Genomic DNA, 25,323 nt, shown 5'->3' on the forward strand with positions numbered 1-25,323 from the left:
TCCGTGCTCGACCAGCAGCCGCTGAGGCCCGTCCTGGACGCCGGAGGCGTCGAACGACGGCTTCAGGTCCTGAGCCCTGGTCGTGACCAGCCTGTGGGGCCGTCCAGCGGCCTCGGTGAGGCGGAACAGGCGACGCCCGGAGGTGAGGGCTGCGATGTAGGCGTCGCGGTTGGCGGGGGCTACGTCGGCGGCGGAGCGGATCCCGGAGGCTTCGGCGAGGTACACCCAGCCCTGGCATCGGTTGCACTGGGCGAGCTTCGGGGTGGTGTCGAGGAGGTGGTCGGTCACCCGTCCTCCACGCTTCCGGGGCGCACGATCCGTTGTTCCTCGGTCACGAGGTTGGCGTAGCTGTCGACCAGCTCGGCCTCTTTGCGTTTCAGCTCGGCCAGCAGCCCCTGCTCCCGCTGGACGCACATCTGCCGGTGCTTGATCTTGTTGCGGACGCTTTTGAGCGTCCGTTCCCGCTCGGCGATAGCTGCCTGTATCTCGGCCAGGTCCACGACCGGTTCCTTTCAAATGATCTTTAGGGGGGCCGACCGACAGGGAGGGCCCTAGATCCGGAGGATCGGCGCGCACGTCGTGGCGCGGTGCGACGCACGACCTGCCTGCACCCGTACCGCGCGTACGTACGCGAGGGGATGGCCGGTCCCACGGGCCGAATCGAACGCCCCGCGAAAGTGTGCCCTTCGATTCGAAGGCCTGGGCGGACGTCCCTCTGACTTTCGAAGCCAGATCCTTAGGGGTTTGTTACGTGGATTCGAAGGCATACTCGTCGGGTCGCCTTCGATCCATCAGTCCTCGCGCACCGAATCGAGGGTTCCCGACAGGTGCACCCGGCCGACCCGGTCGACGGACCAGGAGTTGCCCTTCGAGCGCACGATGCCCTTCCGGTGGATCCCGCTGAGCCGCTGCTTGATCTCGGTGTGGTCGTCGCCGAGCACCTTGGCGAGGTCCGAGACGGTGCCCCCGGCGAAGCCGAAGGTGTCGACCGCGCGCAGCAGCTCCATCTCGTTGGCATCGAGCGGGGCCAGGTCTTCTGGCCGGGCCTGGTACCACTGGCCGCGGATGCGGGGTTTGACGGCGAGGCTGTGGTCGACGCCGGGGGTGACGAGGTCGAATTCGACTTCGGGGGCTTCGGCGAGATCCTTTTGTGCTTTGGTGTGCATGGTGACCGTCATGGCGTCTTTATCGGCTTCGACTTCGAATTCAGCATCCAGGGCGCCAAGGATCGCCGTCGAGCCACGCGCGCGCCCCCCGGACGCACCGGAATGGTGCACGAGGGCCACACACGCACCCGTGACGGATTTGAGTACGTCCAGTGCTGCGACCACGACCCCCATTTCGGAGGCGCTGTTTTCCTCCAGGCCGACAGTGCATCGAGCCTGAGTGTCGAGGACGATGAATTCATATCCACCCCTTTTGGCGGTCCGAATAAGGGCGGACACGTCTTTTCGGTCCCCTAGCTGGACGGCCTGGTTGTAGAAATGCACGCCGACCATTGCCCGCTGATTTTGGGCTTCCCACGCCCGGACTCGGCGGCGGATTCCGCGGACGCCTTCGGCGACGACGTACAGCACTTTCGCCGGGGTGGTCTCCCGGTTGCACCAACGGATGCCGGCGCCGACGCAGGCCGCCATGTCGAGCATCACGAACGACTTGAACGACTTCGGCGGCCCGTACAAGCGGACCAGGGACTCCTTGACCAGGAAGCCGTCGATGAGGCGCTCGGCTTCGGGCAGGTTGTCCAGCTCCAGGGGTGACAGGAGGGGGAGGGTGTCGGCGTCGGTGTCGGCCGCGGTGAAGAGTGCGGCCTTCTCCTCGTCGGCGATGAGGGCGGCGGCTTGGCGTTCGGCCCGGCGCTTTTCGGCGGCGTCTTCGGTGCGCATCGACAGCCGGCGTTTGCGATCGGTGTCGGGGGCGTCGCCGCGGGCTTCCTGGACGAGGAGGGCGAGGTCGAACTGCTGCTGGACAGCGGCGTCGGCGCCGAGCTGGTCGCGCACCGCGTCGGGGTTGCCGTTGCGGAGGGCGAGTTCGACGGCCATGGAGACGAGGGTGGTTACGGTAGGCGAAGCAGGAAGATCCGGTGCAGGAGGCGTCGCCACCACGGGAGCCGCACCCCTATCTGTGGCGGGCTGACTGAACTGCAAGGGTCGCCTCCGTATTCAGTTGTCTGCGGCGGGTACACGCAGCAGTCGCACGCCCGCTGGTACTCGGGCGTTCCTCGACCGTGGCGCAGAGCGCGGGCGTCGACGTTCATGCCGAGTGCTTCGGCTTCGTCGGGGTCGGTGATGCGGCCCCCGGGGGAGAGGGCGACGGGCTCCAGGTCGGCGACACTGATGCCGTGGAGCGGGCATTCCGGGTTTGGTTCCCATCCCCAGTCGCCGCCTTCGGCGTCGCGGTCCCAGTGCCAGCAGCGGCAGCCTGGGGCCCCGTAGGGTTCCGTGCTCACGGCACCTCTATTCAGTTGTGGCGTTCGCCTACGTCGGTAGTCGGGGCGTGGATAGGCTCGAACGGTGATTGATGTGGAGCGGGGGTCGGGCGAGGGATGACCGATGCGCGGATGGGGGTCGCCCCGATCCTCACCGATGCCCACCGGTGTGATGCCTGGTACTGCGAACAGTGGGCGTCAGTTTGGTTCCAGCCGTGCTCCGGGCCTGACGACGGGCGGAAGTTCTACGCCTGCGAGCGGTGTGCCGGGAAGTTCGCTATGAGCGTCGCTGTCGCTTCCGATGCGGGCATCCGGGTCGTCTAGGTAGTCGAGCTGTTCGCAATACATCGAGCAGGCGTCGCAGGGGCAGCCGCACACGCTCATGAGGTCGCCGCCTTGCATTCGGAGCAGTGTTCGGCAGCCCACGCCAACGCGTGAGGGGTGATGCTGCCGACCTTCATGCCACTGCCGTGGTGCAGGTAGTGGTCGAGTTCGATGCCGGTGACGGGGGTGCGGTGGTCCATGCGGTCACCGGCCGGGCAGTTGTCGCGGCTCCGGCTGCCTGGTTCGTGCCATCCGCATTCGTCGTACCGGAAGTTGAAAAGGGTCGGATTGCACACCTGGCCGGTGTCGATTTCGCGCATCGCCGCGACGCGCCGGGCGTGCTGGATGCCGTGCTCCAAAGGCTCTTCGAGCCATTCGACGGCTGAGGTCACGACACCTCCGGGCCGATCAGGTCGGCGCCGTATCGGACCTGTCTGTCCATGTCGGGGCCGGTGTAGGTGTTCCGGATCTGCTCGGCCAGCTCGTGAGCGTGCTGGGTGAGGGTGTCGTCGATGGTCTTTTCCCAGTACGGCTGACAGCAGGGACAGTTAGGCGCGCCCTGGGCTATGAAGCTGGCTATCAACTCGTCCCGGGCAGTCATCGATGACTTTCGGGTACGTCAACTTCATCGACGACTGCGCATCCCCACGAGTGCTGCTCGTTGGCGACGTCCTGGCCGAGGGTGAGGAGTTCGTCGTCGGTGTAGGTGTCGGCGTCGAGGGCTTCGTAGGTGGGGTCGTTGCAGCAGCCGATGACGCAGCCTTCGATGTCGACCCGCAGGTATTTAGTCATGGTGGTGTCCTTGCTGGAGGTGCGGGCGCAGAGGGCCGCCGACATCCTGGAGTCATGGCTCCCCGACCTGTGGTGGTGTATCCGCCCGACGACACTGGTGGCCGTCGCGTGCGTGCCGACAGGGCGATCCTCGGCATGGCCTACTCGGTCCGGGATGTCGCGGCGTTCATGCAGGAGGCGGGCCTTCAGGGGTGGGACGAGATGGATGTCGTCCGCTCGGAGTTGATCGAGTGGAGGGGTGGCGGCCCGGAGGTGTGGGCGGCGCCTTGAGGTGCTGTCTGTACCGGTAAGAACCGTTGCAGGGCCCCGAGCTGGGACGTTCGTTGAATCATTGCCTACCTGCCGGTAGGGGTGTTATCTGGTGGATGTGCTGTATAGGTCGATATGCGTAGCCAGGCATTGGCTACCGGACGATCGACTCGCCCACACCGTGATCACCGCCGGTGCCGACGGGGAGCCTGACGTGCTCACCTTCGGGTTCCGGGCCTGGCGCATCCACCCCGCACTGGTCGCTGAACTCAACGACTTCGGTGCCGCTCTCGCGAACACCGACATGTACGAGTTCGACCTGGAGCGTGTCGGCGGGCCGTCCGAGGTGTGTGCCTGGTTCGAGGCAGTGCCCGAGCATCTGATGCCGCCCGGCGAGATCATGACGCCGCATGTGGATGCGCCGCCGAACGCGTTGCCGTGCATCGAGCTGCGCTGCCGTGCAGACTTGATCGATCCCGACATGATCCGGGAGATCAACGAGTACGTGCTGCCTCAGTTGACGGGCCTGATGGTGCCTGCGCGGTGGCGCCTGAACGCCGCCTGACGGCGTCTTATAGGCTTAGCCGGTGTAGGGGTCCGAGGGTGTTTAGACGCATCGCTCTCGGGCCCCTGTGTGGTTCAGGCTCCAGTGGGCTTGGGCAGCGGCGATAGCTTCCCCCCAGGTCTCGAAGCAGGCTTCGTATTCGACGAGGCAGGTGTTCTGCCGACCAGCCGGGCAGAAGCCGCAGAGAATGTGCCACTCGTCGCGGTTGCTCAACTTGCTGCGCCTGATGTGAAGTTTGGGCGTCACTCTGCGACCCCCACCGCCACCCAACCGCCGTTCACCCAGTCGTAGTTGCCCATGATCTCCCACTGGGTGGCGATGCCCTTCACTGTGCCGAAGGTGACCGAGCCGAAGGCGACCATGCCACCGCGGGGACGGTTCTCCTCGACGCTCACGACCCTGAAGTGCTCGGTGACGTCCCGCGCCTGGGCTCGGATGCTGAAGTCGAGATTCCGCTGGTACAGCCTCCCGGTTTCGAAGAACGGGGCGACCTTCTTCGCGGCGCTCGCGACGCCGGTGAGTGGGGAGGCCTCTTTACTGGAGGCCAGGTTGCGTATCCACAGCCATTCGCCGTCCTGGGCGACAACCCGGTGCCTGCGCCTTTGCGTCCCGTACTCGATGATGTCGTCACGCTCGAACTGTTCCGTCATGGGAGTGCCACCACCCCTTCCGGCCAGATGATGGCCTCGATCTTGGTTGTGTTGCGGATCTGCCTGATGCAGCCTTCGCAGGGTTCGGCGGAGGTGTACATCAGGGCCCCGTCGAGGACGCCGGCACCACGCGACTGGGCGTCGGCGAGGGCGTTCTGTTCCGCATGCGACGCGGTACAGACGCCGGCCCCGGTGTCGTAGGACGAGCCGGGGGTGACGTATTCAGGGCAGGGCCAGGTGTTTCCGCAGATGCAGCGGGTAGGCGTGATCTCGCAGCCGGCGCAGAAGCTGATGTCCATCGGCGAGTTGTAGTCGATGAGCTGGACGCCGTCGGGGTACCGCCAGTGGTCGACACAGCGGACACAGCGCTGTTCGTACAGGCCCTCGTCGTCCCGGTAGTGGCGTCCGCGGGGGCAGGCCCCGTCGAGGCAGCCGGGGGTGCCGGGGCGGGTGCCATTATACCCGGAGCCAAGGATGCGCCGGTCGCGGACGACCATCGCCCCGACCTGCCGGCGAGTGCAGTCCCCGCGGCGGGCCAGCCACCTGGTGCCGTCGAGGAACCAGGCATCCCAGTCGGGACGGGTGTCAGTCACCGGGACTGTCCAGTATCTCGGCGTCCTGGGGCAGGCGGATCGTGGTGGTTGGGACGGTGCTTTTCATCAACGCGCGCTTCCTCGATGGGAGTTGACCGATACGCTGATCGGTATGCCGATGGACAACTTTTTTGAGCGCGTAGAGACGCGCAAAAGCCCCTGGCTCCGAGGCGAACGACACATCCACTGGCATGTGCTTTTCGACCCGGAGGAGGTCCGGGCAAAGCTGACCGACCCCTACCGGGGAGTCACTCACCAGCCGGGCCTGGAGCCCGTCGCCCCAGAGTGGGTTCACATGACTGTGCTGCACTCCGGCGCCGAGGAGCAGTTCACGAAGCAGGAACTCGACGCCTTCACCGAAGGTGTCCGTGAGCGGGCAGCATCCATCGAGCCCTTCTGGCTGACCGTGGACCGTCCGGCCGTGGGCACTGTGGCCCTGGAATGCGTGATGCGCCCTGGTGAGCCTGCCCGGGAACTGTGGCGCATGACGAAAGAGGTCGAAGCGCAGGTGAAGGGCGGGATCCCTGCGATTCTGAACTCGTACTATCCGCACACGTCGCTGGCCTACGCGGGAGCCCGAGCCGACGAAGTCGACCGCCCCGCCCTGAAGGCGTGGATGTCCGACAACGGTCCGGAAGAGCCCGTACGGCTCCGTGCCGAAGCCCTATCTCTGGTCGCCCAGTGGCACGACGGCCGCGAGATCAAGTGGGAGCTGATTACCGAGGTGCCGTTGGGTGCCTGAGCACAGGATGAAAGGGAGTCGATGAGGTCGCACCAGGAGCGGGCTGAAGTCTCCGCGAACAACGCCTTTGAGTGGGCTCGGGTCGCGGACCGTGGCGTTCAAGAGGCCTGCAACGAGTTCGAGAAGGCAAAGGATCTCGCGCCCGAGTCCCGCTCGGCCTGGCAGAAGTGGCTTATCGAGCACCGCAGGCCGCTGACGGAGCAAGGCTTCGACACGGCTCGGGCCGTCGAGATGGCCAACATGTGGGCCCGGATCGCGGAACTCCACCGAGGCTGACCGACCGGTTCAGCAGCCCCCGTCCCTGCATCTCCAGCAGTCGCAGGGACATCCCGCCATGATGACTGCGACGATGAGGCCGACGATGATCACGGCCGAGGCGATGAGCGTGAACCAGACCTGGGCGTTGCTCACCGGAGGTGTCCGCGTCGCCGGTCGATGCCGCTGCCGGGCGGCGCCGGGCGCGATTGCTTCGCCTCCAGCGCCGCCCGGAACTTCGGCATCATCCCCGGCTTCGGTACCGCCATCGTCGCCGACGGCTTTCCGTCGAGGTCGTCGTAATCGAGGCCCAGCCCAGGGCTTTCTGGAGGTTGGCCATGAACTCCTTGCCTGCTTGACGGCTGCGGCTTGTGTCGCCGCCTGCGCCTGCCAGGTAGCGGTCCCGGCGGGCCAGAAAGGGGTGCCGTCGGGCATGAAGTCCGGCGGCTGCGGCGGTTCGATCCCCAGAGCCGTCAAGTCCGGTTGCGGGTATGCCTTGTACATCGCGGCGGGGTCGTCGAAGTACTCGGCGCCGTACTTCGCGGCGGCGGCCTTCGCCCGAGTCTCGATCATGAATTTGTAGCCGGCCGGGAGTGCCACCTCGCCATCTGCGCCCATGTGGACGACCTTCGGCGAAAACTTCGCCCAGTCGACGGCGAGGGCCTTCACCTTCATCTTCTCGGCCCGGACACCCTTCGTCCCCACGATGACCCTGCCTGTCATCTCCACGACGGCCCGCACCATCGCCATCCCCGGCGGCAGGGTGTGGCCGAAGGTGAAGCCGTAAAAGCGTTCAGTAGGAGGGGCACCCCAGGTCGACGACTCGTAGAAGTCGGCGTCGGGGTTGTAGTGGGCGTAGAAGCCGCACTTGCAGCCCTTGCTGGGCGACGAGTGGGCCTTCCCTGCCAGTGTGTCCGCGCACATCGCGCAGCCACAGCCCGGGTATCCGCGGAAGGCGTGGCAGTCGGCGACAAATGTGTCACCGGCAGGGACGTCGACGTACACGGCGTCGTGGGGGCGGTTCATGGGGGTGAGGTTGACGCCGGGGGTGGCGTCGAGGCCGAAGTGCCGGTAGCAGGTGAGTGCGGCCGGGACCAGCGTCATCGCGTCGTCGGTGTCGCCGTAGTCGGCGTTCTTTCCGGAGATCATGCTGGTCAGGCGGGTACGGGTTCGGCCGGGGTTTTCGCCGGCGTCTCGACGGGTGTCGACTCGGGCAGCGGCTCGAACTCGACGGTGTCTATTTCAGTGCCGATGTCACCAGCCTTCGGGCTGGGAATGGTGATGCGCATCATCGCTTCTCCTACGGGTGAGTGATGTGCCCGAGCGGGCACTTCTTGGTGTGCTGGACGTAGCCGTCCCGCTTACGGGAACGGCAGTCAGGGCAGCGGTACTTGAAGGCCTGCGCGATGAGACACCACGGCTCATGCCGTTCCGTCCGGCCGCACTGGCAGGTGATCACAGCTTCGAGACGAGGGTGTCGAGCAGCCAGGCCAGGAACGCCACCCAGGCGACACCGACAACGAAGATGACGGCGAACAACACCTTGAACCAGCGGTCATTCATCGGTGGCGGCCCGCTTCAGGGCGAGGATGACGTCCTCCGCCGAACGCTCGGGGGCGTCGTTCCAGGCCGGGATGTCGAGGCGGGTAGCGAGGCTGCCGACGCTTCCAGCGAGCAAGTCCGCGGCGTTCAGGACGAGCATCCGGTCGGAGCCCACGGGGAGGTTCATGACGCTTCCACCGGTCACGGCACGGCGAATGGCGCCCATCGCGCAGACCGGGGCAGAAGTTTCGGCCAGCCAGTCTTCGTAGGCCTGCCGGGCGATGTACTCCTCGGTGGTCTCGTCCGGCCGCCGAGTGGTCTCGGGCTCGTCGTAGAAGTCGCCCTGGTACCAGCCGTCGCGTTGGATGATCTCCGCCGCCTGGGCGCACACCTGCTTGGGGTCCATCAGAAAGCCTCCGGTTTGATTTGTTCTTCGGGGTCGTCGGTGACGTCGATGGCGAGGACGTCGATGTTGCGGAGGTACCGCTGGACGCCGTCGGGTCGGCGCACCCAGTGCCCGTGTTCGTCGTGGCCCTCGTACAGGTACCGGCCGTAGACGACGGGCCAGTGGGCGCGGTTGAAGGTGACGCGGACGGTTTTGCCGACGAGCGCGTCAGGCATCGCCGAGGCCTCGGACGTCAACAACTTCCCAGCCGGTGAAGGCCCGTTGGCCTTCGCTGCCGGTGAGGGTGAGTTTTCCGGTGCGGGTCCAGTCGGCGCCGAGGAGGTGGGCGGATGTGCCGACGGCTTGGTGCGACGCGAAGCGTCGGAGGAGGCGTTCTGATGCGGAGTGCCGAACGGGACGCCCGTTGAACAAAGCGAGAAACGTGACTGCCATCAGCAGGCCTCCTTGTCGGCGAGCCAGATTTTGTGGAGCTTGTTGAGGTACCGGGATGCGGCCGGCTGGGGTGTCTTGTGGTGGGCGTACAGCCGGTTGCCGATCTCTTCGACGGTCAGGCCGTCGATGTGCCTCCACCGCAGGGCGACGTGTGCGCGGGTGTCGCCGGGGAACAGCCGCTCCAGGTCGGCGTCGAACGCGATCCGGTCGACGAGTTCCTCCTCGAAGGTGGGCTCACCGAAGGCGCGGACGAGTGCCGCGGACTGGATGACGTCTCCGTCGGTGGTCGGCGGTGCGACGTGCCTGTAGGCGGCGATATCAAGACGTTCGTGGTCGCCGTCCTTGCGGGTGAGCGCCGACGAGTACCGCTGCTCGGAACCCTTGACCCGCTCGATGGCGTTCCTGGCCTGCCACTTGGGAAGACCGACCGCGTCAGCAGTCTGTTTGGGGGTGGGCGCGTACCCGTCGTGCAGGGCCGCGTACTCGTGCCGGTAGGCGCGCACCTTCTCCTCGACCGGCGACAGCGGGGCGGGTGTCCGCCTGCCTTCGTGGCAGCGGCCCAGGTAGCCGGTGTAGTGGTGGCTGTCCGAGGTGGCGACCGCCTTGTACCGCTGCACGGCCCGGTTCATGATGTGCTTGTCGGAGTACTCCTCGTCGGCCGTGATGTCCTTCCACGCCCGGATCACAGCCTCCTGGACGCAGTCCTCGAACTCGTCCCGGCCCTGCCACCGCCACATGATGCGGCGGACCTGGTCCTCGATGTCGGCCAGGTCATTGATCGTGTACGTCATCGACACACAGCTCCTTGGGGTGCACGCCGAGCACGTCAGCGATCTTGTCGAGTAGGGGTTTCCTCGGGTTTCGGTCGCCGGCCTGCCAGCGGTAGATGCTGTCGGCGCTCACACCGACCGCCCTGGCCAGCGAGATGGCGGTGTAGCCGTACGCCTTGTAGGTGGCACGGAACTTGAGCCGGTCGAAGTCTTCGACGGGCAGGTTTTCCGACGACCGCCGGTACGAAGCCGCGGCCTGGCACGGGTCGCACAGCGGAATACCCTCGCGGTCGTGCACACCGGCTCCGGCTTCGGTGCCGCACACCCCCGTCCATTCCGGGAAGGCGGCCGGGTCGTCGATGGTGTCGGCGTCCCAGCACCACGGCGGCGCCCAGCGGAGTCGGGCCGAGAGCGTCTTGACTCGCTTGATGGCCTCACTGGTGCTGCCGAGGTCGGCGGGGTCGGTGTCGGCGACTTTGTCGTACAGCGCCTTCACTTCGAGGTACGTCGTCCGGTAGACGCCTTTGCGGGGGCTTCGGCACAGGTCGGAGACGGCCTCGGGTGTTACTTCCAGGAACGTTGCAAGGGGTTGCAGGGTGTGGCCGGCGGCGCGGAGGGCCTGGAGGCGTCGTTGCGTCCCGGCGGGGTCCATGACGGCGCCGTCCGGCACCTTCCCTTTGCGGGGGTGGCGACGGGAGGTGATCGGCTCGGGGCGGACCTGCATGAGTGCTTCGTAGGTGCTTCGCCGCATGGTGGTGTAGCGGCGGGTGCGGATTTTGTAGATGCCCATCGGGTTGAGGTCGCACTGCTGGGCGATCATGGCGTCGTCCATGCCGTGGTCGCGGGCTTTGCAGACGATCGCGTAGGCCTGCTCGAACTCGTGGGGGAGCACCTTCAGCGGGGTGCCCCGCTGACGCATTTTGTCGGCGTAGCGGGCGCGCCGTCGTTCTGCTTCGGTTCTGTCAGCCACGGTGCGTCCCCTTTCAGAGCAGTCGAGCGAAGTCCGCTGGTGTCACGTCGTAGGGGAGGCGTTTGCCGGTGAAGAGGGTGAGCCCGCAGGCCCGGTGGATGTCGTCGATGACCTGCGAGCACGTGAACTTGCTGCGGTCTTTGGTGACTCGCCGGCGAAGCGTCGACGTCGCGAGCGGCAGCCTCAGCCGGTACGCGGCGAGATACAGATAGGTCGGCCAGTTGTAGCCAGCACCGACCCGCTTCTTTGCTTCGATGACCAGGTCGAGGCGCTGGTCGAAGGTGAGGTCGGTGGGGACTTCGACGTACGGGCGTCGCCGGTAGTCGACCCACGGCGTGAGACGGGCGCCGTCGGGCTGCGACTCGAACAGCATCTGGTTGTCGACCATCATCGCGACGTGTGTCCACGGAGTGGGGTCGCCGTTGAGGGCCTGGAGCAGCCTGACGAACTGGCCGGTCAAGCCCTCAATCTGCGTCAGGATGATCGTCCCCGGAAGGGGCGGTGTCATCATCTGCGCCCTCCTCCTGTTGCTCAGATCGGTAATAAATGTCTGGTGGCTGCCCGTCGCCCTCGCACCACCGTTTGGCGAAAGCGCCGGCGAGGCGTTCGTGGGCGAGCATCCGGCCGTCTTCGGCGACGGTGACAACAAACCGGCAGTGCGGGCAGTAGCCCCAGGTGCCGTGTTCATCGAACCTGTAGTGGTCGAGTGGTGTGTAGTGGCCGGGTACGCCGGTCGCGTCGACGATCGCGATCCGCTGAATGCCCAGGAATCGGTCCGCTTCGCTCACGTCGACTCCTTTCGTTTCGTCGCCGCGTAGGTGCGGGCACGGTCGATGTGTCTCAGCAGCTCGGTCACGACGTTGAAGGCCTGCCGGGGTGTGAGTTCGAACGCCGCGCTGGCCAGCGGTATGGAGACGATGACGGTGTCTCCGTCGCTGTCGACGTCAATCGCAGTCAAGGGCGGAAGCCCTCCCCATCCGTTGGTGTCGCAGTACGGCCTGGCAGCGGACGCATAGCGGGAGGTCCCGGGCGCGTTCGTACTCGTCCTGGGTGCCGGTGCCGTACCAGCCGACCGGCCATCCCGACCTGCCGCAAAGAGCGTCGGCGCCAGAGTTGGGGCTCGCCAGGCGGGGGAGGACGTGGGTGACAGTGCCGCCCTCGGTGAAGACCAGGACATCGTCGTCGTCGATCAGGTCATCCACTACGCCCCTCCTCCACCTCGATGAGCTTGTTGATGTAGTTGCGGGCCTTCTTCAAGTCATCGAGCCTGGGCGCGATGTCCTTCTTTCCGGCGCGTAGCAGGTACTTCACGGCGTTCGCGGTGTACCGGTCGAGGTCGAAGGCGTCCCACACCGCCCACGGGTCAAGGCCGCCCTTACCGGCGTAGTGCTTCGGCGGCGCGTCGTACGGGGTCTGTGGGGCCTCGTCCTCGCGGTCGTCGACGTCGTTCGGGTCGACCGGCTTGCACCCGACCTGCCCGCAGCCGGCCATCTCGGGGTGGGTGTTGCCCTCCGGGTCGATCATCTGGTTCACCACTCGTCGTCCTCCTCGTCGTTGAACGCGGAGCACGGTCCGCAACACAAGTCTTCGTAGCGGGCATCCAAGTCGGCGAGCGCGTACCGGATTTCGGCCCAGGCGATGGCTTTGGCGAGGACGAACCCGACGACGATCCCGGCGGCGAGGGTCTTCATCCGGCGCCCAGTTCGTCGGCCAACCGCATGTACTTCTTGGAGAGTTCGGCGTACGCCCGCCCCATGGCGAGGGCCACCCCGAGGTCGGCGTTGCGGCGGTCGCCGCGGTGACGCTTCGCTGTCCCTTCGGCGAGCACCCGCTCCTCGTCCTTGTCGTCTACGTGCAGGATCTGGGCGAGCGTCGAAGTCCCGTCGGTGAGGATGACGTGGTGCAGGTCTGCCGACTGAGATTCCAGGTCGTTGACGTTGTCGCTCACGTTGATCCCCTTAGCTTTTCGTTTGTGTGGTGGTGACTCCGCCGGAGCGGCGGTTGCTGCGGGACCAGGTCCCGCACGTTTTGCAGCAGTACTGCTGGTAGCGGCCAGTGGTGGTGATAGCGAACCCGCGGCGCTGCATGTCCCTGCCGCCGCAGTTCGGGCACGCGTCGTCGATGCCCGAGTAAAGGCCGTGGTGGGGGTGGTTGGTGATCCATGGGCGGACCAGCTCGTAGACCTCTTCGAGGAGGCGCACGTCCTGGACGTTGTAGCGCTTCATGCGGGCCCAGGCCTTGGGGTCGCCGGCCATGCACTTGATCCACAGAGTGTGACCTTCGTGCTGGACCTTGCCTTCCAGGCCGAGGCGCTGGGAGATGTACGCGAGCTTGTTGGAGGGGAACGCGAAGTGCTTCCTCATGACCTTCAGCAGGTCGATGCTCTTGTACGGCGCCGGCGGGGTCCCGAGCCCGGGGGTCAGGAGGATCTCGGTGTTCAACCGGGGCAGGTCGAAGCCGTCACCGTTGTAATGCATGACGACGTCAGCCTCAGACAGCAGGTCGTAGGCGGCGCGGAACATGACGTCCGGGCCGTGCTCGTACTCGCTGTAGAAGTGCACCTTCCTCTGGTCCATGAACTTCGCGCCGAAGCACATAGTGCGGGGGTGCTCGATGATCTGGTTGATGCCGATGCTCGTCTTGAACATCCGCCACTGGTGCCCGACGATCGGACTCGTCTCGATGTCCAACGAAAGGATTCGAGGGCCGTCGGGCTTCGGTATGAAGTTGTTTGACATGTCTCGCCTTCAGAGAAGGGGTGTCTGGCCGTCCCAGACAAAGCCCCCACAGATGGGGCAGTACTCGGCGATGCAGGTGTTCAGCCTGTAGATGAGGCGCTGATTCACGCACAGGAGCGTGTTGCGTTCCTCGGCGTTGAACCGGTTGTCCCGCTTGATCGCCTGCGCTATCAGCGCGGCCAGGATGTCCTTCTCGTCGCCGGGAAGGGCGAGCGTCTTGATGCGACGCCCGCGGGGCGGCCGTTCCCTCACCAAGGGCGCCACACCCAACGCACCTTTCCATCCGCGCCGATGACCTTGACCCGCTGCATCGGAGGCCTCTGCGTCGGCTGGCTGTCCTTCTTTTTCCGGCCCTTCGAGGAAGGGGCCGGCGCCTTCGGCTTAGGAGGCATTGACCCTCCCGACGATGCGGGCCATCTGCCCGCTGTACGTGGACCCGAGGGCCGCGACGATCCCCGAACTACCCTCCGGATTGAGAGCGTTGGGTGGGACGGCGACGCGGTCGCCGAGGGTCAGGGCCTGCTGATCCATGAGCGGGTCGAAGTCCCACGCATAGGTGTAGAGGCGTTCAGTGCCCAGGAACTTCACCTGGACAACTTGGGTCATCATCACGAGGGTGCCTCCTGCACTCTTCGTCGTTTCCGCGTAGGCCGCAGGAGCAGCCGGGGCCGGGGGCGACGGCCGCAGCCCAGCCGCCGGCTTTCCATTCGGTGATGTCAGCGCGGATCTTGTCGACCACGGTCGGTGACACCGTGCAGCACAGCAGCCCGCACTCGGCACGCTTCTTAGCGGCCACGGCTCTCGATGGACAGGAAGACCACGAAGGTGACGGCGCCGAACGCGAGGTCGAGCCACCCCCAGAGGGTGTCGCCGGTGGCGAAGGATATGGCCGACAGGGTGAGCCACATGACGAGGATGAAGTACTTGATCACGACAGGGCTCCTTGAAGCCGATAGGCGGACCGGATGGTGGCCCTGATGTCTCGCTCGAACAGGCCCGCCTCGGATGCTGCGGGAAGCAGCACAGCGACGGCGTCGTCCTCGGTGGCGCCGTCCTCACACATCGAACGGGCCGCCCAGAGAAGGCAGTTGTTGCGGTTGCCTTCACCGGCGTAGCGGACGGCCTCGACGAGGCCCGCATAGTTGGCGTTGCCGGGCTGGCTGAAGCGGGGCTTCACCGGCTTCGGTTTCGGCTTCTCCCGGCAGAGTTCGACCAGCCAGGCGGGGGCGTCGGCCACCGGGAGGTCGTTCTCGGGGACGTACGGGCCCTTCTCCGTCTCCGAACCGGCGGCTAGGACGTACCCGCCCTTCTGGCCGCCGTTGCAGCGAATATCCACCAGGCCAGGGACAGGCGACGCTTGAGACGCCTGAACAGCTTCGGGCCAGCGGAAGTACAGATGCAGTCCCATGCTGGCGGTGCAGACACGGTAGGTCTGCTCGAACCGATCGTAAGAGTCTGCGAAACGGCTGCACATCTCCCGCAGAACGTCAGCTCCATCGACCAGCGGCCCGAGTCGTTCATGTAGATACGCCCAAGGTGTGTCATCGAGCTGGTTCTCCCGCTTCGGCTCGTCGCAGTCAACTATGAGGAGGTTGGAGGGGTTTGCCGCGATCCCGATGTTTGCGTTCGGGGACTGCGTCCACCACGAAGCGACCGTGGCGATATCGGTAGTGGCCGCCTCCGACCAGCGGATCGTGTACGGGGCGTTCGGCCGGATCCGGTGCGGCGTCTTCTCGCCCGGCTCTACCGGGAAGATCCACCAGCCCCGCTGGACTGCCCGGAGTGCGTCAGCCAGACGGCTAGTCGTCATCCCGCGGCCCGTACAGCAGCCAGTTCGCGAGGCCGGCGACCGTGTCGGGGGTGACGGGGTCGTCCTCCGGCCACTGCCGTTCGGCGAGGAGCGCGACCGACGCCTTCCAGGCGTCCACCCGCTCGGCCATCGCTGTGATCGGGTCACAGTCCCGGCACCGGCACTCGTGGTGCGACTTCACTACTTCGTGCTCCATGCAGCCCTCTCAGGGGGAAGGGGCCGGGGGCGGGCTGTAGAGCGGCAGCGCTCGGGCACCCGCCCCCGGCGGTCTCAGGCGGCCGGGGGGACGGGGATGTCGCCCAGAGCCTTCTGAAGAGACAGGTACGCCGCCTGCTCGGCCTCCTCGGCTTCGGCCTTAGCGGTGGCGAGGGCCTGGACCTTCTCGTAGGCCTTGCGTGCACGCTCGGCCTTGTCGTGGGCCTTGCGGTAGGCGACCAGCGGGTCGGGCTTCCGGCCGCGCTTCGGGGTGCCTTCGGTGGTGGTCTCAGTCACGGGTGAACATCTCCTTGAGGGTCTTGCCGTTGATTCGGATTCGGGTGTCGTCCGCCAGAAGCTCCAGGGAGAGCCGTGGCACTTCGCCAGCCCGGTGTTCGATCTGGTATGCGACGACGAGATCGGAGATGTCTTCGTCGTCGATCTCGAAGGTGTCGTCCGTGACGACCAGGATGGCCATTACGCGGGGAAGCTGCGGGCGATGGCCTCGCAGGTCGCCTGATCCATCTGCGGTGTCACCTGCACACCCTTCGACGCCAGGAAAGCGACGAGGGCGGGGTCAACCGTCGAGGCAGGCGGGGTAGCCGCAGGCGTCGGGGGAGCAGCCGGCGAGGCCACAGGGGGACTCACTGCCGCCCACGGGTCCTGGGCAGGCGGCGGGGTGGCCGCAGAAAGCGGGTTCTGGGCAGCGATCCCACTCTGGGAGGGCTGCCGGAACTGGCCCGCCCGGTACGCTTGATCGATCGGACCCGCCATCGATGCGTCGGCGTCGGTGAAGTTCTCCAGAACCCATGCCGGGTTTCCGTTCGCTGTGGGGACCTGGCCGAGGCGCCCGAGGACGACGCCGCCGACGTCGTTGCGGACGGACTTCGCGAGGTTCCCGAAGAGCTTGGCGTCGAGGGCGATGACCGGCTTCCCGGTCGTCGGGTCCTGCTGGTCGACGACGATGACGTCGACGTCTGCGGCCTGAGACGGCCCGAACTTCGTCTGCACCTCGGGGTTGTAGTGCTTCGCGTAGATCATCAGGAGTCGGCCGTTGAAGTTCCTCGGCTCGAACTCTCCGCCAGAGGCGGCAGAGGGCTGTGAGAAGGCCATATTCGGTTGTTGTTCCTTTGTTTCGCGGGTTCAGAGCAGGGTGTTGGGCGCGCGCGGATAGGAGTGGTGCTTGTCGATGTGGGCCTCGATCGCGCCCCAGAACGCCGGGTCATTGGCGAGGGGGTCTTGAACCCAGGCGTCGAGCTCGGCGTCCGACGGAGGATCCATCGAGCAGTACCGGCTCGGCAGGGCTCCGCAGTAGCAGTCGCCCCGCACACAGTTGGAGTTGATGTCTTCCTCGACCTGGTAGAAGCCCCGCCGGTAGATGACCTGGGCGGCGCCGAGGGCGTTCGCGGGGGCGTGGTACCAGCCTTCCGAGACCCGGGACCGGCTCTCGTAGCCGTCCTCCAGGTAGGCGACGGCCGGGGACGGTGACCACTCAGCGTCGGCCATTGCAACCGTCCTTGATGCTGCGGGCGTTGGGGAGATGGAATCTGCAAAATCGGCAGTCATCGGCGACGTCGAAACCGGCAGCGACGCGGGTCTTGATCTCCAGATCGAGCTGCCGTGAGGGCTCCACGTCGACGGGGTACAGCTCGTGCAACTCCGCCTTGGCTGTCTCGACCTTGGCGTTGATCGCCTCGACTCTCGCGAAGGCGTCGGCCGGGATCTTCGGGTTGTACGGCTCTGTCCACACGTACATGTCGTCGAGGGAGGCTTCGTCCCTGGGCAGGGCGATGATCGCGACGTGGTCGATGACCTCGCCGCTGTCGCGGGCGCCTTTCGCGTAGGTGTGAACCTGCACCCTGTACGTCTGGGACGGGCCCTTGGTGCGGAGCTTGTTCCTCGACCAGCGGCCCATCGCCTTGAAGTCGACGAACAGGCACAGGGTGCGGTCCAAGAGATCACCCGTCCCCTTCGGGACGAGCCTCGACGGGAACGTCAGCGGCATCTCGGAGGCGAAACGGCCAGAAGTACCCGAAGCCCACACGTACATGTCAGCGAGGCCCGCGTGTATGCAGGTCCCGACGAAGGCAGCCCACCCGTCACCCCCTGGATTGACAGGGGGCATTCGCATGAGGGACAGAGCCAGCCGGCGGTCGCACGGCGTACCCAATCCAGACGGTCCCATGGTGACTTGGGCTGACCGGTTGTCTGCGGAGCGTCGGTTGTCATACGCGTAAAAGATCTCCTTGAACCTGGTGGCGATCTCCTTGCCCAGGTCGGTCATCGGGACCGTCGGCTCTGCCGTCGGCTTCGGTGCCGGCTGAGAGAACATCGGCGCCGGCTGGCTAAACACCACCCTGTCCAGCGCTTCGGCGTACTCGCTCACGCCGGGCAGCACATCCGGGGCAGTCGCAGTCGACGCATCGGCCGCCGGTGCCGGCGAGGATGGGGAAGAGGGCGTCGAAGTAGTCACAGACCCGGCATCCGGGCGGGCACCGTCCGGCGAGGACTCCGCAGACGGGGCAGTCGTCGAGTTCGCAGTCGGGTTGGATACGCATGACGCCTCCTCTTTGGGGATGAAGGTCCGGGATGCGTCACACTCTCCGCCCGACGGGGTGTTGTGCTTCCAGTAGCGGCCCTCGACTGTCGGCTTGACCGGTCGCTCACAGAAGTGGCAAAAGACCCTGTCAGAGCCCTTCGTGAAAGGTTCCGCCATTACGCATCCGTTCGTATGGAGTTGTGTAGAGGTAGACGATGCAGCGGCGGAAGAAGGCAATTTCGTCGCGGGCGTGCCCGAGGATGTGGCGATTGCACGGCGAGCAGAGCAGGCCGCGGGGAGCCCCGGTCGCATGATCGTGGTCGACGGCCAGCTTCCTAGTAGCGCCGGTGGCCCTGCGACAGAGGGCGCACTTTCCGCCCTGGAAGGCGTACAGCCGGTCGTACTCGCCCGGCCCCAGGCCGTACGTCGCCTGGACGCGCTTCTCGTGCGCTGCGGCCTTCCGGCGCTTCACCTCTGCCCGCCAGTGGGTCGAGCACCTCGGCCCCGGGTGTGGGGCTGGGCGCCAGTACCGGGGTGACGGGGTGTTGTCACTCCAGCCGGCCGCACAGTCCGTGCAAGGTTTTTCAGTTGTCATCGAGCCTCTTGTCAGTCACGCCAGAAGGCTTCGTCGTTGTCTTCTCGATCCATCCGGCCGCGCGTCGCCCACATCACGGTGATGACGACGCGCTCGACCGGGTTCACAGCCAGGCAGATCCGGCCGCGGGTCCACATCTCGCATCCCGGATAGTCCGGGTGCTCGTGCGCGCCCTGCGGACTGTCGAGGACGTCGCGGATGGCTTCGCCGTCGACAGCCATGTCCAAGGCACGTTCGGTGGCGTGCTTGGACATGACCCAACGCTGCTCACCGGCCACGGCGGCGCCCATCCCAGACCGCCCAGTCGAGGAACTGGTCGGCTTCCCGCGTTGCCTTCTGTGCCCGCTGCCGTGCCGTCTGCGCCTTGTCGAAGCGTTCGAGGTCGGCCGCAGTCTCGTACTCGTGGATGATCGCGCGGCTGGGCTTGCGCTGAATTCGTTCACGGCTCATGACGAAACAACTCCTTCGGGCTGAACCAGGGTGGTCCACCCCTTCTTGAGCAGGTTGGGGCTGTGCTTGCGGTAGTGGTGGCCACAGAAGTCGAGCGTCTTGCTGGCCTGGCTAGAGACGTCGGCGACGCGGTAGAGGGCGGCGGCCCCGCACCCGTCGCAACGGTCATGCGCGGTGAGCGTCGGCATCGGGATCCCCTTTCCGGACGGGTGCCGCGCAATAGCGGCGGCCCGGCGTTCCTTTTCGACCTGCACGGACGCCTGAAGGATGGGCGACATATCCCCGTCGGGGTTGTGCGGCCAGACGTCGTTGCTTTCGTGCCAGGCGTCGGCAGAGTTCATGTCACACTGCTCCAGGTTTGGCCTGTGACGGCGGCCTGCATTGCCTGACGTGTGACGCCGTATTTCGCGGCGAGACGCGCATAAGTCCACTTGCCGGTGGCGTACGACTTCCGGGCCTGGCGGACCTGAGTGGCCGTGAGTTTGGCCATGTGGTGCTTGTATCCGGGGCGAGCAGCCATGGGATGTACCAGCTTTCAGTGACGGGACGATTCGAATTCGGCGTGGTGCGAGTGGGCCTCGTACTTATCCTTGGTGGACGTAACGGGCGCGGGAAAGGTCGTCGTCTTCACGTAGGCGGCGATCTCCTTGCGAAGGCTGTCGAACTCTTCGTCAGTCATGACGGATCAACTTCTTCGGGGATCGGTCGGATAGAGTTTCGGCGGACGCCCCGGAGGGATTCGCCTTCAAAGTTGATGAGGGTGTAACGCTCGCCGTCGGTGTCCTCGACGATGAATTCGCCGTGCTGGTCGCGAATGCTGCCGCCGTAAAGGACAAGGCTCGCGACCGGGATGAAATCAGGCATGGGGATGCCCCCTGGGGAAAGGGAAAGGGAAAGGGGTTAGAGGAGGGGCCTGGAATCGAACCAGGGGCCAGGGACAGGGGGAGAGGGAGCGAAGCCCCTTCTCCCTGGTTTCCGCATCACCCTCCGGTATTTGGCCCCCGGCGTCGCCACCATCCCAAGGGCGACGCCGGGGTTAGCCGCTACAACCCGTCCGTCACAGAAGGGGAGCGGCAGCCCCCGGCGAAGAGCGCACGGGGGAGTGTGAGGGGAGGCCGACCGAAGCCGACCCCCTCCGAGGGGCTACTTCTGGCCAATCCATCGCGGCGTGAGCTGCGGCAGATTCGCGAGATAGGGGACGGACATCGTGAGGGCGAGGTAGGCGAAGGCGAGGAGAACCGCCCAGCCGTGCTCCACAACGACGACGTAGTTCCCGAACAGGTCACCGATCCACATGAACGGAGGCATAACTACTCCTACAGTGGCAGCAGTTGGGGATGGGAAAAGGGCCCTGAGCGCTGCCAGCTCGGGGCCCCGGTCTGTGGGGGATGTAGGTACAAAAAAGCCCCTGCACCAGTCCGGTGAGGGGGTGGGCGTATGCTTGCGTCACACGCTCGCGTTATCGCAGGTCAGGAACCTAAACGTAGAAGACGCCGTCCAGGTTCGTCCGCACCACGCGGTCGTACACGTCGATGTCGTACTCGCCCGTGGGGGCGCTCGCGCCGCCGATACCGGCGTTGTTCACGGCCAGGTCGAGCCCGCCGAACGTGTCGACGGTGAAGCGGACGGCCGCCTCGACCGAGGCGTGGTCGGTCACGTCGACGGCGACCGCGGCGGCCTTCAGGCCCTCCGCCTTCAGCGTCTCGGCGGCCTCCTGGGCGCCCTTCTCGTTGTAGTCCGCGATGACGACGTTCGCGCCGCCGCGGCCGAGGCGGCGGGCGGTGGCCAGGCCGATGCCGGAGGCGGAGCCGGTGACGAGGGCGGTCCTGCCGGCGAACTCGGCGGCGTAGTCCGTCACGTTGCCGGTGGTGGGGATGGTGCTCATGGTGCGATTCACTTTCTGGTTGCGACGTCGGGGGCCGCCGCGTCGGCGGCCTCCTCGATGAGGGCGTCGTAGGCCCGCGCCACCAGATCGGCGAGGTCTTCGGCGTCCGTGCCCGCGCCGCGCGCCCAGGTGCGCAGCGCGGCGGTCAGCACTCCGGCGGCGGCGCCGACGACGACCTCGGGACGTGGGTCCCGGGCCGGGTCGGTGCCGAGCCGGTCGGCGATGATGCGTACGGACTCGTCCTGGGCGTCGACCCGGATGCGTTCGTACGCGGCGAAGAGGGCGGGCTCCGTGTCCACGACGGCGTACAGCTCGCGCAGCCGCGGACGGTGGTGCCAGGCGGAAGTCCTCCGGTCGGCGAGCCAGTCCGCGACCGCTCCGCGGTAGGCGAGCAGTGGCGGCTCGCCGGCGGGGCGCTCGCGCAGCGCCGCGTTGATCCCCGCGCCGTCGGCACGGGTGAAGTCCAGGGCCGCGTCCTCCTTGCCGGTGAAATGCCGGCTGAAGGTGCGGCGGGTGACGTCCGCGCGCTCGGCGATGGCCTCGACGGTCACCTCGCCGAGCCCGCGGTCGAGCACCAGCTCGACGGCGGCCTCCGCGAGCGCTTCACGCGTCCGGCGGGCCTTGGCCTGTCGGCGGTCGCCGGCGGGTCGGGGGTTGGTGGCCTCGTTCGCCTTCATGTCTTCGACAGTACACCCGAATGTCCCAATGGGACACATGTCCCGTCGGGACATTCATGCGGAGGTGTGTGTGACCTGGTCCGTCAGGCGTGCCAGTGCCCGTGCAGCGCGGCGGTCGTGAAGCCGGGGCCGTACGCGACCATCGTTCCGCGGCTGCCCGCGGGCGGCGGCTCCTGGTGGGTGCGCTCCAGGACGCGGAGGACGCTCACGCCGCCCAGGTTCCCCTCGTCGGTGAGCGTGGCCGTGGAGTGGCGGGCGTCGTGCTCGGTCAGCCCCAGGGCCGTGGCCGTGTCCCCGATGATCCGCGGGCTGCCCGGATGGATCACGGCGAAGTCGGTGGGGCGCGCGCCGAGCCAGCCGGTCAGGCTCGGCAGGGTCACACCGAAGGCCGCGCGGCCCTGCTTCGTGGCGTCGAAGTGCAGGCCGTCGGCGGTGATCCGGCCGCCCAACTGGCCGGCGGTGTCCGCGAGGACGTGCTCGAAGCTGTCCTCGCATGCGAAGCCGGGGCCGAGCGGCTCGTCGCTGACGACGGCCGCTCCGGCCGAGTCGCCGAACAGCGCCTTGTAGATCATCGCGTCGATGCCGGTGTCGCTGTGGTGGTAGACGGCGGAGATCACCTCGGCGGCGACCACGAGCACCCTGCTGCCGGGGCGGGCCGCCACCATGTCCGCCGCCCTGATCAGCGACTTGGTGCCGCCCGTGCAGGCCAGCGTCGTATGGGCGAGGGAACGGGCGGTGGGCCGCAGCCCGAGCCGGGTCATGAGGTGGACGTCCAGGTTGGGCGCCGCCCACCCGGTGGAGTGCGTGGTGACCACGCCGTCCAGGTCCTCCGTTCTCAGGCCCGCCGCCGCGATGGCCGAGGCGGCCGCCTGTTCGGCGAGGTCGAGCGCGTCCGCGAACGCGGTGGGGGCACGCTCGGCGATGCCCGCCACGCCCGCGACCGTGGGGGAATCGAGCGGTCGGGAGAAGTAGCGGGTCCGTACGCCGCATCCCTGAACGGCGCGCACCGCGGCGGCGATCCGCGGATGGCCCGGATGACGGGCGCGTATGTCGTCCGCGATCTCGTCGGTGGTCACCTTGTGGGCGCCGAGGACGGTGTGCGGCATCGAGACGTAGGCGGGCATGGCTGACTCCCACGGGGCTCAAGGGGTTGAAGAGGGCTGTGGGGGGCCTGCTCAACCTACGTCGCTCCGACGCGTATGCCACGGGGAGGTGTGGCCTGAGGGGCGGAAATCAGCCTGCGCGCAGGGCGGGGTTCCTGGGGTGTGCGCGGTGTACGCCCGCGTGGAAGACCAGGATCATCAGGCGCGCACCTGGCGTGGTGAGCGGCTGGGCCGCGCACATCGTCGCCCAGCCGGGGCCCAAACGGGCGTGCAGCAACGGCCGTTCGTCGCCGTCGGGGTGCATGGCGGAGCCGCCCGACTCGTAGATCGGGGCCGCTTCCGGGTCGGCCAGCACCTCCTTCTCGATCTGGGCGAGCGTGTCGTCGTCGGGGCGCGCGGCGAGCGCGGCGCGCAACTGGGGCAGGAGCAGCGGCGCCCATGCGTTCCGCCAGTCCACCAGCATGTGGCGGGCGTGCCGGTCGAGCAGCATCCAGCGCATGGTGTTCACCGGGGGCCGGTGGTCGGGGAACAGCTCCGTGAACGCCCGGTTGCACGCCAGCAGGTCCCAGGACGCGTCCGAGACGTACGCGATGTGGTCGATGCCGTCGACCGCTTCCTGCCACACGCCGGGGATCTCCTTGCCCGACGTCGGATACAGCGGCCCCGGCGGGTCCTGCAGCAGTGCGTAGCGGCACAGCAGCACCCACTCCTGCTCATTGAGCCCGAACAGCCGCGCCACATCGCGCAGCAGTTCCGCCGGCGCGTTCGGGTACGTGCCCGACTCCAGCCGGTGGTACGTGCCGAGCGTCCGGTGCAGCAACTGGTCGACCTGGTGCTGGGAGAGGCCGGGGGCGCGGCGACCTTGCCCCGTCGGCCTGCTGAAGCCGTGGGATTCGGGGGCTATGAGGGCGCGCCGTTCACGGAGCAGGGCCCGAAGCGCCGTCTTGTTCATGGTGGGTAATCCCTCGTTGTTCACGCCGGGTTGAGCGTCCGCAGTCTAAATAGTCCCAAGGTCTTTGGTAATAAACATTGCCCGAAGAAAACGATCAGGCGATGCGTCATGATGGCGAGAGTTGGGTTGCCCACCTGCTGGTTTCCTCGCCCGTGCGCATGTGGGCGCGGCGTTGCGGCACTTGTGCCGGGCCACTCGAAAATGGCTGAAATTTTCCGCTACGGGTAACCCACAAGCCTCTGCGACCGTTCACGCAGGTGCGAGTGGGGCCGGGCCACCAATTGCGTTACATGTGGCCGGAAAATGCGTTGTGAGACGCAAACGCCCATACTCGTCCGGGCGGCCGGTGGAGGTCACTGGCTGCGGTCGGTGCCGTCACTCGCCATCACGTAGCGGCCACGGCACCGACCGCGCCCGGTCCCGCGCCGCGTCACCGGCCGGCCTTGTGCACACTCCGTACGTAGTCGTCGGCCGCCGCGTCGAGGCCGATGTCGTGCTGGGCGCGCTCGGACAAGTACCAGCGGTGCTCAAGGAGTTGGTGGTACAGCTCGGCCGGGTCCATCGGCGTGGACACCCGGTCGCGGACGGCGCGGACCGTGGGGCGGAACACGTCACGGACCCAGCGGTGGGCGAGGACCTCGGGGCGCGCGTCGGCCGCGTCCTCCTGCGTCGCCATCCAGCTCTCCAGGTCGGCGAGGAGCCGACGCGCCTGGTTCTCCTCGGCGTCCATGCCGGTCAGGCGCAGTAGTTGACGCTGATGGTGGCCCGCGTCGACGACCTTCGGCACGAACGTGACGGTGTCGCCGTGCGGAGATCGGGAGATCTGCATCTCGGCCACGTCGAAGCCCAGATCGTTGAGCCGGCGGATGCGGCGGTCCATGTAGTGGTGCTTACCGGCCGGGTACACCGACGTACGCGTCAACTCGGTCCACAGGTTCGAGTACCGCTGCACGATCTCCGTACCGAACTCGATCGGATCGATCGACGGGTGCAGCGCGCCCGACGCCTCCAGGTCGAGCATCTCGCCCGCGATGTTCACCCGCGCCAGATCGATGTCGTACTCCCGCTGCCCGTCGCTCAACCGCGGGTGCAGCTCGCCGGTCTCCGCGTCCACCAGATAGGCGGCGTACGCGCCCGCGTCCCGACGGAAGAGGGTGTTGGACAGCGAGCAGTCGCCCCAGGCGAAGCCGCTGAGATGCAGCCGCACGAGGAGCACGGCCAGCGCGTCCATCAGCCGGTGCACGGTCGTCGGCCGCAGCGTCGTCTCGAACATCGAGCGGTACGGCAGCGAACCGCCCAGGTGCCGTGTGATGAGCACGGGCTCCAGCGGGGACCCGTCGGACTGCTCGCGGCCCGTGACCACGGCGAGCGGATCCACCGCGGGGATCCCCAACCGGTCGAGCGTGCGCAGCAGTTCGTACTCGCGCAGTGCCGGGCGCTCGGCCAGCTCCTTCACGGCGACGACCTCGTCCCCGGCGCGCGCGTAGCGCACCACGTGCCGCGAGATGCCGCGCGGAAGCGGCACCAGGTACTCCTCGGGCCACTCCTCAAGCGGGATGTGCCAGGGCAGGGCGAGCAGGAGCACCGGGTGCTCGGGGTTGGTGGCGCTGATCTCGAGCGGCATGACCACCAGCGTAAAGGGGGCCCGACGCCGCCTCGGC

Annotated in this window: 47 protein-coding genes and 1 pseudogene; 4 read left to right on the plus strand and 44 right to left on the minus strand. The window is 67.0% G+C overall.

All coding sequences use genetic code 11. The features are described from left to right. Positions 1-284 precede the first annotated feature (284 nt). From ACWD2L_RS06005 to ACWD2L_RS06025, 5 genes are all read right to left on the minus strand, one after another. Positions 285-500, minus strand: coding sequence for a hypothetical protein (locus ACWD2L_RS06005; RefSeq protein ID WP_451187446.1), 216 nt, complete (start codon positions 498-500; stop codon positions 285-287). Positions 501-791: 291 nt separating this feature from the next. After that, a complete protein-coding gene (locus tag ACWD2L_RS06010) occupies positions 792-2,042 on the minus strand; it encodes an AAA family ATPase (RefSeq protein ID WP_451187449.1) in 1,251 nt (416 codons plus the stop codon). A 766-nt stretch (positions 2,043-2,808) separates the two neighbouring features. Further along, positions 2,809-3,144, minus strand: a complete 336-nt coding sequence (locus ACWD2L_RS06015; protein ID WP_451187452.1) for a hypothetical protein — start codon at positions 3,142-3,144, stop codon at positions 2,809-2,811. Further along, positions 3,141-3,353 carry a hypothetical protein gene (locus tag ACWD2L_RS06020; RefSeq protein ID WP_451187455.1) on the minus strand — a complete coding sequence of 71 codons (213 nt, stop codon included), beginning with the start codon at positions 3,351-3,353 and terminating at the stop codon, positions 3,141-3,143. The genes ACWD2L_RS06015 and ACWD2L_RS06020 overlap by 4 nt, the downstream gene beginning before the upstream one ends. Next, complete coding sequence (locus ACWD2L_RS06025) at positions 3,350-3,544, minus strand: hypothetical protein (protein ID WP_451187458.1); 195 nt, start codon at positions 3,542-3,544, stop codon at positions 3,350-3,352. Before ACWD2L_RS06025 ends, ACWD2L_RS06020 begins: the two co-directional genes overlap by 4 nt. A gap of 54 nt (positions 3,545-3,598) precedes the next feature. Between ACWD2L_RS06025 and ACWD2L_RS06030 the strand changes: the two genes are divergently transcribed. Both ACWD2L_RS06030 and ACWD2L_RS06035 read left to right on the plus strand, forming a co-directional pair. Next, positions 3,599-3,814, plus strand: a complete 216-nt coding sequence (locus tag ACWD2L_RS06030) for a hypothetical protein (RefSeq protein ID WP_451187461.1) — start codon at positions 3,599-3,601, stop codon at positions 3,812-3,814. 91 nt (positions 3,815-3,905) lie between these two features. Continuing rightward, on the plus strand, positions 3,906-4,358 hold the full coding sequence (locus ACWD2L_RS06035; protein ID WP_451187464.1) for a hypothetical protein: 453 nt from the start codon (positions 3,906-3,908) through the stop codon (positions 4,356-4,358). Positions 4,359-4,600: 242 nt separating this feature from the next. Here ACWD2L_RS06035 and ACWD2L_RS06040 read toward each other — a convergent pair whose 3' ends face one another. Next, complete coding sequence (locus ACWD2L_RS06040; protein WP_451187467.1) at positions 4,601-5,008, minus strand: hypothetical protein; 408 nt, start codon at positions 5,006-5,008, stop codon at positions 4,601-4,603. Further along, positions 5,005-5,601: a deoxycytidylate deaminase gene (locus ACWD2L_RS06045; RefSeq protein ID WP_451187470.1), complete on the minus strand. Its 597-nt coding sequence runs from the start codon at positions 5,599-5,601 to the stop codon at positions 5,005-5,007. Before ACWD2L_RS06045 ends, ACWD2L_RS06040 begins: the two co-directional genes overlap by 4 nt. Positions 5,602-5,713: 112 nt before the next feature. Between ACWD2L_RS06045 and ACWD2L_RS06050 the strand changes: the two genes are divergently transcribed. Then, positions 5,714-6,343: a 2'-5' RNA ligase family protein gene (locus tag ACWD2L_RS06050; protein ID WP_451187473.1), complete on the plus strand. Its 630-nt coding sequence runs from the start codon at positions 5,714-5,716 to the stop codon at positions 6,341-6,343. Positions 6,344-6,364: 21 nt separating this feature from the next. Further along, entirely contained in the window at positions 6,365-6,619 is a 255-nt protein-coding gene (locus tag ACWD2L_RS06055) for a hypothetical protein (RefSeq protein ID WP_451187476.1), read from the plus strand. Positions 6,620-6,628: 9 nt separating this feature from the next. On the opposite strand, the gene ACWD2L_RS06060 is transcribed toward ACWD2L_RS06055, so the two are convergent. The 37 genes and pseudogenes from ACWD2L_RS06060 to ACWD2L_RS06240 all read right to left on the minus strand — a co-directional run bounded on the left by ACWD2L_RS06060 (position 6,629) and on the right by ACWD2L_RS06240 (position 25,286). Continuing rightward, positions 6,629-7,747 carry a hypothetical protein gene (locus ACWD2L_RS06060; protein WP_451187479.1) on the minus strand — a complete coding sequence of 373 codons (1,119 nt, stop codon included), beginning with the start codon at positions 7,745-7,747 and terminating at the stop codon, positions 6,629-6,631. Between the two features lie 5 nt (positions 7,748-7,752). Beyond that, the gene (locus tag ACWD2L_RS06065; protein ID WP_451187482.1) at positions 7,753-7,887 is read right to left on the minus strand and encodes a hypothetical protein; all 135 of its coding nucleotides are present in this window, start codon (positions 7,885-7,887) and stop codon (positions 7,753-7,755) included. Positions 7,888-8,153: 266 nt separating this feature from the next. Continuing rightward, a complete protein-coding gene (locus tag ACWD2L_RS06070; RefSeq protein WP_451187485.1) occupies positions 8,154-8,546 on the minus strand; it encodes a DUF6197 family protein in 393 nt (130 codons plus the stop codon). Beyond that, positions 8,546-8,761: a hypothetical protein gene (locus ACWD2L_RS06075; protein WP_451187488.1), complete on the minus strand. Its 216-nt coding sequence runs from the start codon at positions 8,759-8,761 to the stop codon at positions 8,546-8,548. The genes ACWD2L_RS06070 and ACWD2L_RS06075 overlap by 1 nt, the downstream gene beginning before the upstream one ends. Further along, the gene (locus ACWD2L_RS06080) at positions 8,754-8,978 is read right to left on the minus strand and encodes a hypothetical protein (RefSeq protein WP_451187491.1); all 225 of its coding nucleotides are present in this window, start codon (positions 8,976-8,978) and stop codon (positions 8,754-8,756) included. The genes ACWD2L_RS06075 and ACWD2L_RS06080 overlap by 8 nt, the downstream gene beginning before the upstream one ends. Beyond that, positions 8,978-9,769: a hypothetical protein gene (locus ACWD2L_RS06085; RefSeq protein WP_451187494.1), complete on the minus strand. Its 792-nt coding sequence runs from the start codon at positions 9,767-9,769 to the stop codon at positions 8,978-8,980. The genes ACWD2L_RS06080 and ACWD2L_RS06085 overlap by 1 nt, the downstream gene beginning before the upstream one ends. Next, on the minus strand, positions 9,750-10,718 hold the full coding sequence (locus tag ACWD2L_RS06090; protein ID WP_451187497.1) for a helix-turn-helix domain-containing protein: 969 nt from the start codon (positions 10,716-10,718) through the stop codon (positions 9,750-9,752). Before ACWD2L_RS06090 ends, ACWD2L_RS06085 begins: the two co-directional genes overlap by 20 nt. A 13-nt stretch (positions 10,719-10,731) precedes the next feature. Beyond that, entirely contained in the window at positions 10,732-11,229 is a 498-nt protein-coding gene (locus ACWD2L_RS06095; RefSeq protein WP_451187500.1) for a hypothetical protein, read from the minus strand. Next, the gene (locus tag ACWD2L_RS06100; protein ID WP_451187503.1) at positions 11,183-11,506 is read right to left on the minus strand and encodes a hypothetical protein; all 324 of its coding nucleotides are present in this window, start codon (positions 11,504-11,506) and stop codon (positions 11,183-11,185) included. The genes ACWD2L_RS06095 and ACWD2L_RS06100 overlap by 47 nt, the downstream gene beginning before the upstream one ends. Beyond that, on the minus strand, positions 11,503-11,676 hold the full coding sequence (locus tag ACWD2L_RS06105; protein ID WP_451187506.1) for a hypothetical protein: 174 nt from the start codon (positions 11,674-11,676) through the stop codon (positions 11,503-11,505). The genes ACWD2L_RS06100 and ACWD2L_RS06105 overlap by 4 nt, the downstream gene beginning before the upstream one ends. Next, positions 11,663-11,920 (minus strand): hypothetical protein, encoded by a 258-nt coding sequence (locus tag ACWD2L_RS06110; protein ID WP_451187509.1) that lies wholly within the window; start codon positions 11,918-11,920, stop codon positions 11,663-11,665. The genes ACWD2L_RS06105 and ACWD2L_RS06110 overlap by 14 nt, the downstream gene beginning before the upstream one ends. Next, on the minus strand, positions 11,913-12,242 hold the full coding sequence (locus ACWD2L_RS06115) for a DUF3310 domain-containing protein (protein WP_451187745.1): 330 nt from the start codon (positions 12,240-12,242) through the stop codon (positions 11,913-11,915). The genes ACWD2L_RS06110 and ACWD2L_RS06115 overlap by 8 nt, the downstream gene beginning before the upstream one ends. Before the next feature lie 5 nt (positions 12,243-12,247). After that, on the minus strand, positions 12,248-12,409 hold the full coding sequence (locus ACWD2L_RS06120) for a hypothetical protein (protein ID WP_451187512.1): 162 nt from the start codon (positions 12,407-12,409) through the stop codon (positions 12,248-12,250). After that, positions 12,406-12,666: a dsRBD fold-containing protein gene (locus tag ACWD2L_RS06125; protein WP_451187515.1), complete on the minus strand. Its 261-nt coding sequence runs from the start codon at positions 12,664-12,666 to the stop codon at positions 12,406-12,408. The genes ACWD2L_RS06120 and ACWD2L_RS06125 overlap by 4 nt, the downstream gene beginning before the upstream one ends. A gap of 10 nt (positions 12,667-12,676) precedes the next feature. Continuing rightward, positions 12,677-13,408, minus strand: a complete 732-nt coding sequence (locus tag ACWD2L_RS06130; protein WP_451187518.1) for a ribonuclease H-like domain-containing protein — start codon at positions 13,406-13,408, stop codon at positions 12,677-12,679. Between the two features lie 57 nt (positions 13,409-13,465). Then, entirely contained in the window at positions 13,466-13,720 is a 255-nt protein-coding gene (locus ACWD2L_RS06135; RefSeq protein ID WP_451187521.1) for a hypothetical protein, read from the minus strand. Positions 13,721-13,837: 117 nt separating this feature from the next. After that, positions 13,838-14,062 carry a hypothetical protein gene (locus tag ACWD2L_RS06140; RefSeq protein ID WP_451187524.1) on the minus strand — a complete coding sequence of 75 codons (225 nt, stop codon included), beginning with the start codon at positions 14,060-14,062 and terminating at the stop codon, positions 13,838-13,840. Positions 14,063-14,241: 179 nt separating this feature from the next. Beyond that, positions 14,242-14,388, minus strand: a complete 147-nt coding sequence (locus ACWD2L_RS06145; protein WP_451187527.1) for a hypothetical protein — start codon at positions 14,386-14,388, stop codon at positions 14,242-14,244. Beyond that, positions 14,385-15,266, minus strand: a complete 882-nt coding sequence (locus tag ACWD2L_RS06150) for a bifunctional DNA primase/polymerase (protein WP_451187530.1) — start codon at positions 15,264-15,266, stop codon at positions 14,385-14,387. Before ACWD2L_RS06150 ends, ACWD2L_RS06145 begins: the two co-directional genes overlap by 4 nt. Beyond that, on the minus strand, positions 15,256-15,462 hold the full coding sequence (locus ACWD2L_RS06155; protein WP_451187533.1) for a hypothetical protein: 207 nt from the start codon (positions 15,460-15,462) through the stop codon (positions 15,256-15,258). Before ACWD2L_RS06155 ends, ACWD2L_RS06150 begins: the two co-directional genes overlap by 11 nt. Before the next feature lie 74 nt (positions 15,463-15,536). Further along, entirely contained in the window at positions 15,537-15,758 is a 222-nt protein-coding gene (locus ACWD2L_RS06160; protein WP_451187536.1) for a hypothetical protein, read from the minus strand. Further along, complete coding sequence (locus ACWD2L_RS06165; RefSeq protein ID WP_451187539.1) at positions 15,751-15,939, minus strand: hypothetical protein; 189 nt, start codon at positions 15,937-15,939, stop codon at positions 15,751-15,753. The genes ACWD2L_RS06160 and ACWD2L_RS06165 overlap by 8 nt, the downstream gene beginning before the upstream one ends. Beyond that, a complete protein-coding gene (locus ACWD2L_RS06170) occupies positions 15,939-16,574 on the minus strand; it encodes a hypothetical protein (RefSeq protein WP_451187542.1) in 636 nt (211 codons plus the stop codon). The genes ACWD2L_RS06165 and ACWD2L_RS06170 overlap by 1 nt, the downstream gene beginning before the upstream one ends. Before the next feature lie 30 nt (positions 16,575-16,604). After that, positions 16,605-16,967 (minus strand): hypothetical protein, encoded by a 363-nt coding sequence (locus ACWD2L_RS06175; RefSeq protein WP_451187545.1) that lies wholly within the window; start codon positions 16,965-16,967, stop codon positions 16,605-16,607. Further along, the gene (locus ACWD2L_RS06180; protein ID WP_451187548.1) at positions 16,954-17,847 is read right to left on the minus strand and encodes a hypothetical protein; all 894 of its coding nucleotides are present in this window, start codon (positions 17,845-17,847) and stop codon (positions 16,954-16,956) included. The genes ACWD2L_RS06175 and ACWD2L_RS06180 overlap by 14 nt, the downstream gene beginning before the upstream one ends. 301 nt (positions 17,848-18,148) lie before the next feature. Beyond that, positions 18,149-18,472: an endonuclease VII domain-containing protein gene (locus tag ACWD2L_RS06185; RefSeq protein WP_451187551.1), complete on the minus strand. Its 324-nt coding sequence runs from the start codon at positions 18,470-18,472 to the stop codon at positions 18,149-18,151. A 134-nt stretch (positions 18,473-18,606) separates the two neighbouring features. Then, on the minus strand, positions 18,607-18,849 hold the full coding sequence (locus tag ACWD2L_RS06190) for a hypothetical protein (protein WP_451187554.1): 243 nt from the start codon (positions 18,847-18,849) through the stop codon (positions 18,607-18,609). A gap of 13 nt (positions 18,850-18,862) precedes the next feature. Beyond that, positions 18,863-19,045, minus strand: a complete 183-nt coding sequence (locus tag ACWD2L_RS06195; RefSeq protein ID WP_451187557.1) for a hypothetical protein — start codon at positions 19,043-19,045, stop codon at positions 18,863-18,865. Next, positions 19,042-19,386 (minus strand): DUF7455 domain-containing protein, encoded by a 345-nt coding sequence (locus ACWD2L_RS06200; protein ID WP_451187560.1) that lies wholly within the window; start codon positions 19,384-19,386, stop codon positions 19,042-19,044. Before ACWD2L_RS06200 ends, ACWD2L_RS06195 begins: the two co-directional genes overlap by 4 nt. A 194-nt stretch (positions 19,387-19,580) precedes the next feature. Beyond that, the gene (locus ACWD2L_RS06205; protein ID WP_451187563.1) at positions 19,581-19,724 is read right to left on the minus strand and encodes a hypothetical protein; all 144 of its coding nucleotides are present in this window, start codon (positions 19,722-19,724) and stop codon (positions 19,581-19,583) included. After that, complete coding sequence (locus ACWD2L_RS06210) at positions 19,721-19,909, minus strand: hypothetical protein (RefSeq protein ID WP_451187566.1); 189 nt, start codon at positions 19,907-19,909, stop codon at positions 19,721-19,723. The genes ACWD2L_RS06205 and ACWD2L_RS06210 overlap by 4 nt, the downstream gene beginning before the upstream one ends. Before the next feature lie 279 nt (positions 19,910-20,188). After that, positions 20,189-20,353, minus strand: a complete 165-nt coding sequence (locus ACWD2L_RS06215) for a hypothetical protein (protein WP_451187569.1) — start codon at positions 20,351-20,353, stop codon at positions 20,189-20,191. Between the two features lie 175 nt (positions 20,354-20,528). Beyond that, a pseudogene (locus tag ACWD2L_RS06220) lies at positions 20,529-20,930 on the minus strand (SDR family NAD(P)-dependent oxidoreductase); the annotation flags it as partial. Between the two features lie 8 nt (positions 20,931-20,938). Continuing rightward, positions 20,939-21,607 (minus strand): TetR/AcrR family transcriptional regulator, encoded by a 669-nt coding sequence (locus tag ACWD2L_RS06225; protein WP_351331455.1) that lies wholly within the window; start codon positions 21,605-21,607, stop codon positions 20,939-20,941. A gap of 83 nt (positions 21,608-21,690) precedes the next feature. Further along, positions 21,691-22,731: a beta-ketoacyl-[acyl-carrier-protein] synthase family protein gene (locus ACWD2L_RS06230; RefSeq protein ID WP_351331456.1), complete on the minus strand. Its 1,041-nt coding sequence runs from the start codon at positions 22,729-22,731 to the stop codon at positions 21,691-21,693. A 109-nt stretch (positions 22,732-22,840) separates the two neighbouring features. Continuing rightward, positions 22,841-23,662, minus strand: coding sequence for a helix-turn-helix transcriptional regulator (locus ACWD2L_RS06235; RefSeq protein WP_351331457.1), 822 nt, complete (start codon positions 23,660-23,662; stop codon positions 22,841-22,843). Between the two features lie 430 nt (positions 23,663-24,092). Then, positions 24,093-25,286, minus strand: coding sequence for a DUF4032 domain-containing protein (locus tag ACWD2L_RS06240; RefSeq protein ID WP_351331458.1), 1,194 nt, complete (start codon positions 25,284-25,286; stop codon positions 24,093-24,095). Between the last annotated feature and the right edge of the window lie 37 nt (positions 25,287-25,323).

Source organism: Streptomyces sp. NPDC002754 (genome assembly GCF_053592315.1).